The following is a 15,640-nucleotide window of genomic DNA, read 5'->3' on the forward strand; positions in this document are numbered from 1 at the left end:
TGGATTTTTAAGGGTAATTAGGGAAGAATTAGAGTTCAAAGTGACATATCTCTAATATCAGTTGTCGAATAAATGTCGAAGTTTATTTGGCTCTTTGGAGACAGTTTGAGCTTGGCTCCTTGAAGACGACGGGACTTTAAGCACAGCATGCGGAAAAAACCTTGATTTTTACATTTCGGATTCTACTTTCAGTTAAGCGACCCCGTCCACTACCAAAACCTGATAGGGCCTCCCAACCGATGAAAACAACACCACAAAAAAACGCGCTTGTAAAAATATCACTTGCAGCAGTGCTTGCGCTCCTTTTCTTGCCGAAGGTCCGCGGCGCTGACGAATTGTCGTTAATTTTCGACAAGGAACCGAAAGAAAACGGGTTGACGTTTATTCGCGACCGATTGACCCCGGAGACGATCAACATCGAAGGCCAAGCCTGCGAGGCTTGGAAGTCCGGTCATCAGTCTGTGGTGGCTGATGATTGGGCTCGTTCCTTTTTGATCAAAGTGACCGACCCCCGGTTCCGCGATGGCAAGAAGCCCCTGGTGGATGTGGAAATTGTGTATTGCCACGAAGCCAACACCAAAGTGGAGGTCTTTGCCGATTCCGGGGCCGGCAATGCATTGGTAGCGACCGGATGGGGCAATGAAAAAAAATGGAAGACGATCAAGTTCCGCTTGAAGGATGCCTTCTTCGGTTCCCGTGATTTTGCCAACGATCAGAAGAAACTTCCGGTAGATGGCTACGATCTCCGGATCAACGCGGCCGCGGGGGACTTCTACCTGCGATCGGTCAAAATCACCGGATACGATGTTTCGGACAATCCGGATTATGCCGAGTTATTGAAGATTGAGGGAGTGACGCCCGAGGGGGGAAATTTTGTGGCCGGAGAGGGAAAGGCCAAGAAGGTGGTTTGGAACATCCGCAATGAGGCCCTGAAGCCGACCGAGACGGATTGGCAGATCAAGGTGTTGAACGCCGAAGGCAAGACAGTGCGCGAAGTCAAAGGTCGTTCCGCTTTGGCGGCCGGGACCACCAGCGCCCTCGAAGCAGAAGTGCCCACGGCCGAGCTCGGACCCGGATTTTATGCCTTGGAGCTTCGCGCCTATCCACCCCGTGCCGCTCCCGAGAAACCCTGGTTTGAAGACCGCCGGGAACTCATTATTCCCGATCCTTACGAACTGTTTGTGCTTTTTGACAAAGAACCGGTCAGCCGTGGGTTGGAGTTTGCCCCACGAAACGTTTCCCCCCAAACGTTCAATCAAGAAACAGGCACGGTTTCAGCATGGAGTGCCGCCGGGGGGTCTTCTGATGAATTTCCCTGGGCGCGTTCGTGGTATTTCCGGGTGACCGATCCCAAATTTCTCTCCGGAGCCCAGGCGGCGGTGGATGTGGAAATTGTCTATCGCTATGAGGCCAACGCTCCGGTCAATGTGATCGTGGACACCGCCGAGGGCCCCAAACAGGTGGCGGGGGGATGGGGGAACAACCCCGGATTCCAGACGTTGCGGTTCCGGTTGGATAATGCATTTTTCGGACAGCGTGTGCCCGGGTCTAAAACCCCCGCGGCAGGGGAAAAGGGATACGATTTCCGGCTGAATGCATTCAACACCGATGTGGCCATCCGCAGCATCCGGGTGAAGGGTTACGACCTTTCGGACAAGCCCGACTGGAAACGATTGGCCCGTCTGGAAAAGATCACCGGCGACAAGGACATCTTTGCCTTTGCCAAGGGAGAAAAGGCCTCCCTCCATTTTCACATGCGGAATCTTGCGCTGAAGCCAGTGGATCTGGCCTACAACTTCCAACTGCTGAGTCCGGATGGGGTGGCGCTGGGATCGTCCGAGGGCAACCTTACACTCAAACCCGGCCAAGCCGATGCCATCCATTATCCCGTGGGCACGGAAAAGCTCCCCTACGGAGTTTATACCATCCGGTTGAAAACGGATGCGAAAACGCCGACGGGCTTTGAGAATCTCTATGAACACGAGACTTCCTTCGCCATCCACAGTCCGGTGGTTTTACCGAAAGCGGGAGACAAGGAATTTCTTTATGGATTGGATGTGGTGCAGGGATCTCCGCTGGACCATCCGGCCTTCGTCCAGTGGGCCACGGTGATGGGCGTGGACATCTTCCGCAACGGCGGCCCGGCCATCACGGATTTCGCCGCCATGGACAAGGCCCTGGAAATTTATGGCAAAGCGGGGTTGAGCACCCAGATGATGCCGGAACCGCGTTACAATCCGGATGCCAAACAGCGGGCCGCCGCAGTGGCGGAACTGGCCGGCCAAGCCGAAGCCTTTGCCGCCCGTTACAAGGACCGTGTGACCTACTACGAATTGGGCAACGAGCCCGATCTGACTTTCTTCTATCCGGGTCCCATCGAGGATTACCTGGAAGGATTCGTCACCCTCCGCGATGCCATCAAACGGGGTAATCCTGGGGCCAAAGTGATGAATGGCGGGCTGGCTTTCTTTGGTGAAGACGGGATGCGTCGTTCCAAGTCCTTTGTCGAGAAGGTGCCGAAATCGAAAATCGACATTCTGGCCTATCACGGTCACGGGCCGGGGGCGGATTCGGAGCGGAAAGCCTATGAGCGGATTGCCGCCATCATCCGTGGCACGGACAAGGCAGACAAGCCACTAGCAGACACTGAATCGGGCTTTGCCGCCAAAACGGCACGCCAAGAAAGAATCCAAGCCCGCACGGCGATTCAAAAGCTGGTTTACGCCCAATCCGTGGGTTCCCCGTTGTTTTATTGGTTCCGGCTCTATTTCACCGGTGCCGAAGCCTCTTATTCTTCATTGAAAACACCCCAAGAACCGCGTCCGGTCATTCTGGCCTACCGCACCACGGTGGAAATGCTCCGGGGGTATCAATTCAGCCGGCTGTTCGATTTTGACCAGTCGGGCGCCGAGGGTTACGTCTTCGAGAAACCCAACGGCCAGGGAAATGTCCTCGTGACCTGGGGGGGCGAGGAAAACACCGTTTACCGTACATTGGAATTGGGAGGTCTCCGGGACACGGACAAGGGGGTGGTGTCGGCAGATTTATTCGGAAACAGAAAGGTGCGCCGGGCCAGCAAAGATGGGGTGTTGTCAATCGGTGTGGGGGCCGATCCGCTTTTCATCTCCTGGCAGGGAAACGCCAAAGCGTTGAAAGTTCTGCCCTCGTCCATTGAGGCGGATCCTGTGGTCAATTTGCTGCCTGGAAAACAAACCCCGGTGCGGGTCAAGGTTCGCAACCCAGGGAAATCGCCCGCCAAGGCCCAACTGTCCTATGAGATAGCTGGAACCCCAGTTTCCGGAACCCAGGAAGTCGCGTTGCCGGGGAGTGGTGAAGCCGTGGCCAAAGTGGATATCAATTTGAATCCCACCGGGACTGCCCTGGCATGGCCGGTCAACTGGATGGTTTATACCGGATTTGGAGAAGGTGATTTCGACCCTGCCACGTTCAAGCAGATACCCCAAAGTTTGACCGTCAAAGGTCGTGAGATCAAGGGACGCCTGCTGCCTCTCCAGGACCAGATTCTCAATATCTCCGCCCTCGGCGGAGGACCGAAAGAACGTCAGGCCGCGCTGGTATTTGCCGAAGTGGAGAGTCCCTCCGAACAGACCGTGAAGCTGGGGGCTTCGGCCGACTGGTGGATGGCCTGCTATGTCAATGGCGTTAAGGTTCTCGATACACTGAAGGAAGGCAACCAAGGGGGCTATTCGATCGATGACCACGTAGTCGAAGCCAAACTGCGCAAAGGCACCAATTTGGTGACCTTCCTCGTCCTGAGTGGCAGCCAGGGCTGGAAACTGCTCACGGCCGGACCGGCCGAGCTGGAAAAAGAAAAGATGGGCTCGGACGGCCCGAAAGAAATCAAGTGGACCTTGCGTCTGGACGGTTCGGAAGTCGCCACCCAGGCCAGTGGCCTGCGCTTCCTCCAGCCGCTGGAAGAACTCAAAGGATCCGTTCTGGCCATGACGGCCGAGGCCTGGTTGAAGCAACCCCGGACGGGCATCCTCGATCCGGGCGGTATCAAGAATTACTTTGATGCCTTCCCGGACAGCTCGAACTGGTACCAGGGCGAGGATGATCTCAGCGGATCGGTTTGGCTTGGACTTGATCCTGATTCGTTCGTTGTGGTGGTGGATGTGCGGGACAACAAGGACTTGCCCGCTTCCAACGCGAAAGACCTGAACAAGAGTGACTCGGTGGACATTGCCCTTCAACCGGCCGGGGGCAAGTTGAGCGTCATCCGGGTGGGACGGGTCGGGGTGGCTGTTGCATCCAGCACGCTGGAAGGGGCGGAATTACCGGCCAAGGCGGTGGTCGACCGGGTGGCGGGAAACCACACGTTGTATCGTCTCACAGTGCCGAAAGCCGCGCTGACTTCCGGAACCCTGTATGTGAATGTTCGGGTGAACGATGCCGATGTGGCCGGGGTGGAATTGAAACAAAACCTCACCTGGCGTCCGATCTGGTCCGACAAAAAACCGGATCCCCGGTTGTGGACCCCGGTGGTGCTTCCCTGAATCCGGGCCTGAAGATGGCAAACGCGGAGTTGATCGAGAAGAGGAGCGGACTGGGGGAGTTCCGCGTCCCGGGGGAATACTACAAGGATTTCTTCCTCCTCAAGGATGGGGAAACTTACCACCTGTTTTACAATGTGGGGAAGGCGGATGATTGTTCGCAGCAATGGCACTTGCCGGGCAATGAAAAGTGTTTCGGTCATGCCACCAGTACCGATTTGCGAAGCTGGGAGATCCATCCCCGGATTCTACCGGTGGTTCCCGCCACGTGGGAAAGCCAGGTGGTCAGTGCTCCCTGTGTGTTCCGTCACGCCAACCAGTGGCAGATGCTTTACACTGGTTTCGATGACCAACTCACGGAATGGCTCGGGTTGGCCTCCAGTGCCGATCTTTTCCAATGGCAGCGTCACGAGGAGAATCCGGTGTATTCCGGTCCTTCGTGGACCGCCTGGCGGGAAGGGGTTTGGGCGGATTGCCGCGACCCGCATGTGATCCATCATGATGGGGTCTTCTTGATGTATACTTGTGTGCTCCACGGCAACGGGCGTGGGGCTGTTGCGCTGGCCCGTTCGCATGACCTTCTTGAATGGGAGGACTTGGGCGCGGTCCTACAGACTGATCCGGTTCCTGAAAGCCCCAACGTATTTGAGCATTCTTGCAAGTGGTATCTGATAACCAGTGCGGGTGGCGCCGGGGCCTTCATGGCGAACTCGCCCTACGGGCCATGGGAACCCATCCCCATGCAACTTCCCGTAGATTGGTATGCCTGGGAGATATTGCACGAAACCCATACAGGAAAGGAAGGCTATGTCATCGGCGCCTTTTATTGGCAACTCAATGGAAATTTTATTCGCTTCTGGGAATTGGATTTTGAGGGGTATCTGCCTGTGATCAGGGATAGGTATCCGGCGCAATAAACCAATTCCACCCCGTCTGTAATCAGAACCGCAAATCGATGAGTGCAGACTTTCCTGAAATCCCTTTTCTGCGGGGCTGGGATGCTGGCCGGAAATTGGTGCTCGACGAATGCCAACAGTCGTTGGAAGAAGGCAAGGATTGCATCTTAGTCGGATCGATCCAAAAGCGGGCCGAAGCCCTGGATCCCTCCGACCATCAGGGGGCTTTTTTGTTGTGGCGGGAAGTTAGTCAACTGCCGGTCCTGGAGGATTTCCCTTATCACGAACCCAATAACCTCGCGGAAATCCATGCCGCACGCGGACCAGGTTGGAGATCTGCGCTCCTGCCTTACGGGGACGAAGAATTACTCCAGCGACTCCATGGAGCCTGGCTGGGTCGTTCCATTGGGTGCGCGTTGGGTCGTCCGGTGGAGTGTTTTTCCTACGGCAACATTCCGCAGATGAACGGGCGGCAGCGTATAAAGGCCTTTCTTTCCGCTCTGCCAGGGGAATACCCGCTCTGCGACTACTTCCCGTCCGCTTCGCCTGCGGATCACGAAACAGGCAAGCCGGAGTGTCCGGGTTCCCGGCGTGATGGCATCCGTTTCATGGAGAGCGACGACGATATTATTTATACCGTCCTCGGGCAATTGGTCATGAGGAATGCGGGTTCGAGCTTTACCACCCGGGATGTTGCGGCGGCATGGATGGATCATTTGAGTTATAACTTTGTCTGCACGGCGGAAACACAGGCCTATCGGAATCTGGTTATCCGCTACCGTATTCCCGGATGGGTGGACGAGCCGGTTGACTGGAATTGGGTGGCCACCCACCAGAATCCCTATCGTGAATGGATTGGAGCCCAGATCCGCGCCGATTCCTGGGGCTATGCCGCACCGGGGAATCCGGAACAGGCGGCTGAATTTGCCTGGCGGGATGCGCGGATGACCCATGTAAAGAACGGCATTTACGGGGAAATGTTTGTTGCCGCCATGATTGCGGCGGGTTTCGTGCTCAGCAATCCCCTCGAAGTGGTGCAAGCCGGGCTTGCTGAGATTCCCGCCCGCTCGCGGCTGCATGCGGATATCATCCACACCTTGGAAATATGCCGGAGACACCGTTTTGATTTTGCGCGTTTTGAGGCCGTGTTGGACGATTTATACGAGGCTTTCGGGCACTATCATTGGGTGCATACCAACAACAATGCGGCCCTGGTTGTGGCGGCCCTGCTTTTGGGCGGAGGTGATTTTGAGAAGACCGTGACCCTGGCGGTGATGGGCGGATGGGATACCGATTGCAACGGAGCCACCGTGGGTTCGATCTGGGGCACCATACATGGTGTGGAGCGTATTCCAGACAAGTGGAAAAAACCGCTCAACGACACCCTGTGTTCCGCTGTGATTGACTATCATCCCATTGCCATTTCTGAGTGCGCCCGCCGCAGCCTCGAAATCGTCCAAAAAAACAGGAATGCGGCAAACTAGCCGGTGTTTTTATCGCCCAAGTTGGAATCGATGAGGGTGGCGAAGTGATAGCTGCCGGATCCCACTTGCAGAACGGCATGGCTTCCTTCCATTTTCAGGAAGTGGACATCTTCCACATTTCCAATCGGTATTCCGTGTTCTGTCAGTTGTGAGGCGTCCTTCGTCGGAATGAATACAGTGGCCGATGTATTGGCCGGAATGGTCACATCAAGGACCAGGCGGCCCTCTTCCAGTTTCCAGGCAGTGGCGATCCGGCCACGGATGGAATCATAAGCCGTGTGCGCCCAGGTGAGCCCTTCGCGGATGACCGGTTGGATACGGATTTGCTCGTAACCTGGGGATTCGGCCTGGATGCCGCCGATGTGGGCGAAGAGGTATTCGCCGACTGAGCCGAAGGCGTAGTGGTTGAGGGAATTCATGCCGCCCTTGGGATTTTGCCCATCCCACGAATCCCAATGTTCCCAGATGGTGGTCGATCCCAATGTGATGGGATGAAGCCACGAAGGACTCGTGCGGGTCAGGAGCAGTCGGTAGGCCGCCTGGTCGAGTCCGGCCTGATGCAGGGCCGGAAGCAGCCGGGGTGTCCCGATGAAACCCGTGGCCGGATGCCAGTCGAATCGTTCCAGTTCACCCGCAAATCGTTCCGCCATGGCCTTTCTGAGAGACATGGGAACTAGCTGCATGGTAAATGCCAAGGCGTAGCCGCTTTGGCTGCTTTCTTGAATATGGCCTTCCGCGTCGAGATAAGAGGCGGCAAAAGCTTCTGCAATACAGTGGGACTCTTCTTGGTAACGCCGGGCGTCCGCTTCTTCACCGATGGCCCGGGCCATTTCTGCCATCAGATGGAAATCATAAGCAGCATAGGCTGTTCCCAGGACCTCCTTGCACACCCCTCCGCCTTTGTTCAACCAATCTCCATTTCCGACGGGCCCGGTGAAGAGATGTTGGGGGCAATGCCGTTTCAACCACTCCATTTTCCGCTGCATTGCGGGATAGTGTTCCCGGATGACCCGGGTATCTCCGTAAGTGCGGTAGATTTCGTAGGGACAGATGATGCCGGCATCCGACCAGCCGATGTTGGGACCGGCCCCTGGGGTGCAGTAGTGCGGTGCGTGGTCGGCGAACCACCCACCCGGAAGTTGCGAGTCCTGGCAGAGATCCACCAGCCACTTGCTGAAGAATGCGGCAATATCCATGTTATAAACGGCAGCTCGGACAAAAAACTGGGCGTCTCCCGTGTAACCACAGCGTTCATCGCGTTGGGGACAATCGGTCGGGATTCCCATGAAGTTCCCCCTTTGCGACCAAAGGATGTTTTGCGCCAGCCGGTTGAGCAAAGGTTCGGAACAAGTGAAGCTTCCTGTCTCCGGGCAGGTGGTGTGAAAGACCACCCCGGTGAGGGTGTCGAGAGTGGGTTTTTCCCGGAGGCCGCGCACTTCGACGTGCTGGAAGCCATGGTAGGTGAAATGGGGCTCGAAGGTTTCCTCTCCCTCACCCCGCAAGATAAACCGGTCCAACTGGCTTTGGTGTTTTTGGCAGACCACGCGCAGGTTTTCCGTGAAAACAGTACCATCGGGCTGGCGCATTTCCCCATGCTGGAGTTCGATGGTCTGTCCCGAGGGACCCCGCGTCCGCAATCGCGTCCAACCTACCATGTTTTGTGGGAACGTGAAGACATAAACTCCCGGCAGTGGTTCGGTGATTTCGACCGGCTTGATTTCCCGCGATACGCGGATGGGTTCGCCCCTGCTCCATGTTCTCCGTCCTGCACCCGGATTGGGAATGACCTGCACAGGCCGCCATTGCGAGTCATCAAAGTTTGGGCCATCCCAGCCCGGCATCTCCCGACGGGCATCGTAGGTCTCGCCCTCGTAGATTCCGGAAAAACGCAACGGACCCTCAAGCGTTCCCCGCCAAGTGTCGTCGGAGTTGACGGTTTGGATCAGGCCATCACACGATTCGATTTCCAGTTGCACCAACAAGAGGGGATGGTCCCCGTACATGCGTACAGTGCAGGGCCAATTCTGGAAAAGGCCGCTGAACCAACCATTGCCCAACAAAGCCCCCAGGGTATTGGTTCCTTTCCTGAGCAATGCCGTGGCATCCCAGGTCTGGATCTGCACCCGTTTGTGGTAATTGGTCCATTCCGGGGTAAGGAGATGGTCGCCTACCCGTTGGCCGTTGATTCGCAGCTCATAGAGTCCGAGCGCGGTGGCGTGCAGGGTGGCGCGGCGGATCGGTTGGGAAATATGGAATGTTTTTCTGAGACAGCGCGGAGTGGCTAACAAGCCCGAACCGTCATCCGCCCGGGGATCGAGGGTATCACATCGGCCGGGTTTCACACCCAAAGCCTCCTCCATGCCGATCCAGTGTGCGCTCCAGTCCTGAGGGTGGATCAGCCCCATCGTCCAACTGGCAGGTTCGCTCCAGGGCGACACGCTGCCCTCCCGGTCCCGAATGCGGACTTTCCAATGACAGTGCATGCGCGATTCGAGTGATTTTCCAGCGTATTCGATCTGGTTTTGCCTGTTCGATTCCACCCAGCCACTGTCCCAGAGTTCGCCTTGGTCGATCTGCAAGTGTTCCGGATTAAGGGAAACAATAATCTGATAAGCCTTTTGGACGTGTGCACGTTTTGAGGAAACAGCAATCCAGCTCAGCCGGGGTGAGGCCATGTCCAGACCCCACGGGTCGGTCCGGTATTCGCAACGCAGGCTTTGGACGGTGGTCATAAGCGTTGATGGCTTTACTATGCTACGGGTCAGGATATACTGCCGAAGGGCGGGGCATCGCTGCGGAAGGGCCCTGCGGGCAACCCCGCAGCGTTTTCCAGATTGGCATCGCTGTAACTCAACCACGCGTAACGCACGGCAGTTGGAGTGGGCACGTGGGAGCTGCTGACTTCCACCCTGTCACTACCGACGATGCGGGCATCAGCTTGATAGAAATTCCCGGCTGCATCTCCTAGAATAAACCCTCGGAGGGGCCCTCCATCGCTGGTTTGCAGGCCACAATCCGTGTGCACAAATTGGAGGGTCACCTTGCCCGGTGAGAACGAGGTGGAGAGGGGAGTGGGGCCGTCGGCAGGCAGGTTTATTCCGTAAGTCTTTTTCAAGGCCTGCAAAGCCAGGCGGAGTCCCACGCCCTGTTTGTTCCGGGGGTGGATGTCGTAGGCATCGCCGAGATCCCTGGTCACGGCCAGACCGGTTCGGGGTAGCTCGAGCACTCGGGTTTGGGCTTCGCGTAGTTCCGACCAAAGGCTCCGGCTTTCAGGCAGGACGGCATCCTGGCCCTGGAGCCAATCGGCCAGTTGCGCGATATAAAATGCCAGGTTTTCGTCATTCCACCAGGCACGCCAGCCTTCCACCAATTCGCGCAGGTAGCCGGGATAGAGGTGGGCTTCGTGGGCGTTGCTTTCCCCCTGATACCACAAAACGCCCCGGAGACCGTAAGGAGCCAGGGGGGCAATCATGCCATTGAACAGGGAGGCCCGGTGCATGGAAGGCTCGAACTGGGCATGGTAGTCGAGCGGTGCGTTGGGCATCGAAGCCCAGATGGTTCCGGGTTTGGATGGCAGGGCATTCTCCACTTTGATTCGCCACTCTCCCGCCAGGAACCGCTGTTCGTGGCTGCTGCTCAGAATCAGGGTGAAATGCCAGGGACTGTCCGCCAGCATGCCGCCGCCCCCGGCATGGTCAAAAATCCTTGTCGCGAGTACGTTTTTTCCCGCCCGGACGAGTTTTCCCGGGACGACATACACGCGCTGGGTGGTTCCGGCCAGCGCAGTCCGGCGATCGAGTCCACCGATGATTTCCCCATTGAAATAGGTGGTGTCGAAGTCGTCCACTTTCCCGAAATGCAGGACCAGGTCGCGTCCCACCCAATGGGCGGGCAGCTCCAGTTCTTTGCGGAACCAGACGGCCCCATCTATGTCCAGTCCTTCGGCTTCCCAGATTCCTGGCAGATGGGTGACCTGCCAGTCGTGGTCGTCGTAATCCAGCTTGGCCCAGCCGTCTTTTTCCCCGGTGTTGCCGGGATCGGAGTGGCACTCTTTCTCCGCCCAAGCACGCCACTGGGTCGCAAATGAATCAACCACGGCGGAGGCTTTCGACGCGTCATGGTGGGGCAGCCAGGGCTGGATGGCCGAACCTCCCCAGGAGGCATGGATCAATCCGACGGGCACGTCGAGCTCCTGGCGCAGCTTCCGCCCGAAGAAGTAGGCCACTGCGGAGAAATTCCGCACCGATTCCGGGCTGCATGGAGACCACGAGGTGGAGGGCAGGGTGGCGCGGGGTTCGAGGGACGGGAAACGGGGAACAGTGAACAAACGGATGAGCGGATCGGTGGCCGATTGGATTTCGTGGTAGGCATGGTCGGAGAACTGCAAGGGCCACTCCATGTTGGACTGGCCCGAGCCGATCCACACTTCACCCACGGCAACGTTCTCCAGAATAAGGCATTCGTCGTCCGAAGTGAGGTGCAGGGAGGATCCTGGATGTGAGGTCAGGGGAGGAAGATCGATGCGCCAATTTTTGTTCGGGGTTACCCGGGTGGTGAACTCATGGCTTCTGAAGGAAAGGGTGACGCAGGCACCGGGGGTGCCCCATCCCCAAACCGGGTTGGGTTGTCCCTGTTGCAGGACGGCGTGGGATGAAAAGAGGGGATGTGGTTTGAGTCGGGTGGGCTGGAGGTTCATGGGAGTGTTGGAGTATGGTTAGTTATTTGCGGGCGAAAGCGGGAATTGGATATTGCCGGTCCGGTCATTATCGAACAGGGCCGCGCAGCAAAGCGCCGTCGGCAGCACTTTTTTGAGAAAAAATTTGGGATGTACAAGCCGACGTTCCTTTTCTTGTTCGCCGTCCTTCCAAACAAGAGCGATCGAGACGACCAGTAGGATGAGGATGTTCTGTTAGCAAAGGCCGTCAGTCGATTCAAAGAAGGCCGGCGAAGGTTCCTATCCGGAGAAGTGGCTTTACCTGTCTTTGACGATTGCTTGATCGTTCCCCTCCTGTGTCCAAATGAAAGGATCTGTCGCCAGAAATCGCTGCCCTTGGCGGTGAAAAGGAAGCAAATTTGTCTTCGATAAGGACCGTAGATCCGGTAGGCCAGATCGGTGAGGTGGACCTCCGGCCCACCCAAGAACAGGAGCTTTTCTTTGTCTGCCCCAACGTAAATTATGAAATAGCCTCCTAGGAGCCGGGTCGTAGCGGCGGGATGGCTGCACATGAGGGCATCAGGGAAATCCTCACATGGTTCGGTCAAGGGGTGATCGGTGCGCTGCCCAGGCTCTAGCGGCGAGCCGGTAGGGGCCAGTCTGTTGCGCTGGGGGTTGCGGTGTTCGAACCAATCCCCGTTGCCGTGGTTGCCCATGTTGAAGAGATGGCAGCCCTCGTCCGTCTTCAACAAGGGGGGGGTGTGGGTGCAACTGCTGTCCCAGAAGCTATCGCCACGCAGGGGCAGGACAAGTTCTTCAGGCTGCCAGGGTTTGATGGGCAAAATGGCAACGGCCCGGGCGAATTTGGATTGCCTAATCCAGAATACAAAGCCGACAGCTTTCGGGCAGCGCGAATAAAAAAAGCGGTAAGTTCCTGTGTTGTCTTCGACCAAGCTGTCGCACCAGACATGGTGGTCAGGCAGTTGGAAGTGCGCGGTCACAGGCAAAGGTTGGAGTGGAGGCTGGAAATCCATGGAGGGCAGGGTGGATGGGGAGAAAACTCAGGGCAGTTCGGGGAAGCGCAGGGCATGGGTCCCTTTTTCTAGCACACGGACTTTCCCTTTCTGCCGGACACGCACTTCCAGGTGGGAGGGGATGGTGAGTTGGGCCAACCTTTCTCCCGCAGTCGTTTTGATTTTTACACTCAAGGAGCCCCCATCGCGTGGAATCCGGAGGGCGATTCGCTGGAGTGGGCCAGGTTGGGGGTCGAAAATCCAGTGGCGACCTCCCAGGCGTTCCGGACGCAATCCGGCCAATTCAGTGATGACATGATAGAGCGGGTGGGCATTCCAGGCATGGCAGTCCGACCGGGTCGCGCCGAAAGTTTCGGGAAAAGTGGTGAAGCCTTGGGCGAGGGCATCCCGCCACGGTTGCAGGCCTTTGAAAAACGCGGCCGTACGTCCGTGTTGCAAGAGCGCGGCAAAGACGTAGTGGGTGAAGTATCCACCCGCCCGGGTGACCCCGGGCCGGGGATCTTCCAGTGCTTGCAGGAGGGATTTCCTTTTGGATGTGGGAACGTGGCCGGACAACAGGGCCAGGCTTTGGGGGTGTTGGGAAAAAGTGCGACCCCTGGGCGTGTCGGCGTAGAGGCCGCGGCCAGCGGACCAGAACGCCCGACTACCACGGATGAGATTATCGGTGTGCGACCGCCAGACCCGGGCTCGCTCCGGTTGTCCGATCCAGGATTCCAACTCCTCCAACTGACCGAGCACGAGGATGAGCTGCCATTGCAGTAGGGAGCAGGCTTCTCCCGCCTTCCCGCCCGGGGGAATGCCCCCCGGCCAGCACCAATCATAAAAATTCCAGCCTTCGAGCTGATGGGCTATTCCTTTCTCGTCCACGGAAGCCAGGAATTGATCGGCGACATGCCGGGCACCGGGCAGCAGGGTCCGGATGAATGCCGGTTCGCCGTGCCAGAGGGCGTAATCGTGGATCATGGAAATCCACCACAGGGCGAAGGGAGGGATCATCTTGTGCGGGCCCGGGACGGCATCCGTGGGCAGGCCCCGGGGGTTGGCACGGGATTGGTCGAAGAGCCGCAACGCTTTGCGGGCCAGCCGGGTGTCGGCGGATGAACAGTAGGTCAACAGGGCCTCGATGCGACCATCGCCCGCATACATCAGTTGCTCGTAATGAGGACAATCCATGTAGGTTTCGTGGGAGCATCTCTCCAGGGTGCGAAGGGATGTGGTGAGAATCTTTTGCAAAGACGAATCAGATACTTTGGGCAGCGAAGGCCGAAGGGGATAGCCCGTGGTTTCCCAACCGAGCCGGTGGATCAACAGTCCATAGCTTCCGGTGTGGATACGCAGGAGGAGAAAACGTCCGGCGCGCCACCAGAGTGGGCGGAATTTCTGGAGTTCACCTGCTGAGGCAGCGGGCTCAAAGCGGTCAGTAAGGCCTCGGAAAAACCGGGCTCCTACTTCGTCCCTCCTGCTTTTTTCCATGAAACCTTCGGGTCCATCGAAGGGGGCTTCTACCACCAGAAATTCGATCCTCGCTCCGCTTGATTTCAGGGCGTCCAGTGTGATGTGGGGGTAACCGCATTGGTAGTGGCCCAAATCCCAAACCACCTCCAGCGTTCGGTTGGGTGGGAGCCGCAGGTGGTTCCCTAGGGACCAAAGCCTTTCCCATACGGAACGCGACGCGGGATCATGTGGGGGGGGGAAGTTTTTTTGCCAGGCCTTCCTGCCCGGGGAGTCCATTACGATGTGGGCTGTGGCTTTTTCCAGCACGCCAGTCTGTTGCGCGGGCAGTTCTGCGGGTTCCAAGGCGTGTTCGTTCCGTCCTGGATACAGACGTTCCGTGGACGAACGCGCGGGCAGGCCGTTGATCGCAGAGCGGGTTGAACCGCGCAGCTTTGGCGCTCCGTCCAAACCCATGCCCGGTCCGCCGCCGGGCTCGCAGTGAAGTTCGGGATCGACCGGCAGAATATGAAATCCGGGAAGTGATTGGCTGCGCCAGGGAGCCGTGCCTGTGGCGAAGCGCGGGATCAAATCTGTCGCTTCAGGCCAAAGCAGAAAGCCGTGGCGGATCGAAGTCTGGGCCCAGGGGCGCGCTGCACCCAGGCTCCAAACCAGGGCTTCCAAGCGATGGGTTCCCTTGGCGAGTTTGACTTGGTAACTTTCAAATTTCCAGTGGTGGAGGTGACTGCGTTCCGGTCCTTCGCCCAAGGGCCGACCATTCAGGAGTAGCTGGTAACGTTCGTCGGCACTGACGTGGAAAAGGAGGGATTCCGTTTTTTTTGAATTCCAGACCAGTTCAAAACGGGTGAAGGCAGGTTCAGCAGTGACACCCGGATGATGAATCCAGCGGGCAGGATAGCCTGGCTTTTCAAGCCAGGGTTCGTGGCTCGTTTGGAACCTGCGCCAAGGCCTATTGGCATCATGGTAAAGGAGGACGCGCGGACTCATGTATCAGTCATAGCAGTATGGCGGGCACCAGCTCGATGTCGAGGGGATTTGAGGCTTCAAAGCAGGCACTTACAGATTCGCTTGGCCGGATACAGTCAACAAAATCAATCCGGGCGTCAGAATTTGGTGTCTTGGATGTGCGAGGCCGCGTGTAGCGGCCATGAGGCAGCACTTGAGCGAGCCCCGCTCAGCGGGACGAGTGCGCCCGGCAACGGGCCGGGTCGCTGCCGAGAGCCGCAATGCCTTCCAGGGCGTAGCCGGAGGCCGCGCCCCTAAAAAAACTAACATTGGTTCCGCACGGCTGTAGGCGGAGGGGGCTTGGTGCCTGGCGGCGACAGGGGCGGTTGTTAACCAGCCTTAGAACCCATTTTGAGGCCTCTTGTCCTTAATGGCAACCCCTCCCCACGGGTATCCCCACTGTGGGGATACCCTCCAGTACCGGAAAGTCCTTGTGGCACAGGGCGTTTCCCCGATTTCCCCCGTCGCAAAGTGTTGCGACTTCCCTCGGTTTCCCCATGGGCTTCGGCCTTCCCCCGCTCACGCCTGGGGGAAGGCAAACCTCGGGAACGGCTCGCCCCGTTCCGGGCCTCGCCTGGAGGACGGGTTCACGCAAAACAAC

At 57.7% G+C, this 15,640-nt stretch carries 7 protein-coding genes; 3 read left to right on the forward strand and 4 right to left on the reverse strand.

The window, feature by feature from the left end:
- The first annotated feature begins 374 nt into the window (after positions 1-374).
- From SFU85_12870 to SFU85_12880, 3 genes are read left to right on the forward strand one after another with little or no spacing between them, the layout of a single operon-like run.
- Positions 375-4,517 (forward strand): hypothetical protein, encoded by a 4,143-nt coding sequence (locus SFU85_12870; GenBank protein MDX6767667.1) that lies wholly within the window; start codon positions 375-377, stop codon positions 4,515-4,517.
- A gap of 14 nt (positions 4,518-4,531) precedes the next feature.
- Positions 4,532-5,431 carry a hypothetical protein gene (locus SFU85_12875; protein MDX6767668.1) on the forward strand — a complete coding sequence of 300 codons (900 nt, stop codon included), beginning with the start codon at positions 4,532-4,534 and terminating at the stop codon, positions 5,429-5,431.
- Positions 5,432-5,469: 38 nt separating this feature from the next.
- Positions 5,470-6,894, forward strand: coding sequence for an ADP-ribosylglycohydrolase family protein (locus tag SFU85_12880; GenBank protein ID MDX6767669.1), 1,425 nt, complete (start codon positions 5,470-5,472; stop codon positions 6,892-6,894).
- Here the strand turns inward: SFU85_12880 and SFU85_12885 are convergent.
- From SFU85_12885 to SFU85_12900, 4 genes are read right to left on the reverse strand one after another with little or no spacing between them, the layout of a single operon-like run.
- Positions 6,891-9,626, reverse strand: a complete 2,736-nt coding sequence (locus SFU85_12885) for a glycoside hydrolase family 78 protein (protein ID MDX6767670.1) — start codon at positions 9,624-9,626, stop codon at positions 6,891-6,893. The two genes, SFU85_12880 and SFU85_12885, sit on opposite strands and share 4 nt — an antisense overlap.
- Before the next feature lie 29 nt (positions 9,627-9,655).
- Positions 9,656-11,590 (reverse strand): sialate O-acetylesterase, encoded by a 1,935-nt coding sequence (locus tag SFU85_12890; protein ID MDX6767671.1) that lies wholly within the window; start codon positions 11,588-11,590, stop codon positions 9,656-9,658.
- A complete protein-coding gene (locus SFU85_12895) occupies positions 11,587-12,549 on the reverse strand; it encodes a hypothetical protein (GenBank protein ID MDX6767672.1) in 963 nt (320 codons plus the stop codon). The genes SFU85_12890 and SFU85_12895 overlap by 4 nt, the downstream gene beginning before the upstream one ends.
- Positions 12,550-12,609: 60 nt before the next feature.
- Positions 12,610-15,021: a hypothetical protein gene (locus SFU85_12900; GenBank protein MDX6767673.1), complete on the reverse strand. Its 2,412-nt coding sequence runs from the start codon at positions 15,019-15,021 to the stop codon at positions 12,610-12,612.
- Between the last annotated feature and the right edge of the window lie 619 nt (positions 15,022-15,640).

The sequence above is a fragment of the Candidatus Methylacidiphilales bacterium genome (genome assembly GCA_033875315.1).
GTDB lineage: Bacteria > Verrucomicrobiota > Verrucomicrobiia > Methylacidiphilales > CAZTYG01 > JANRJG01.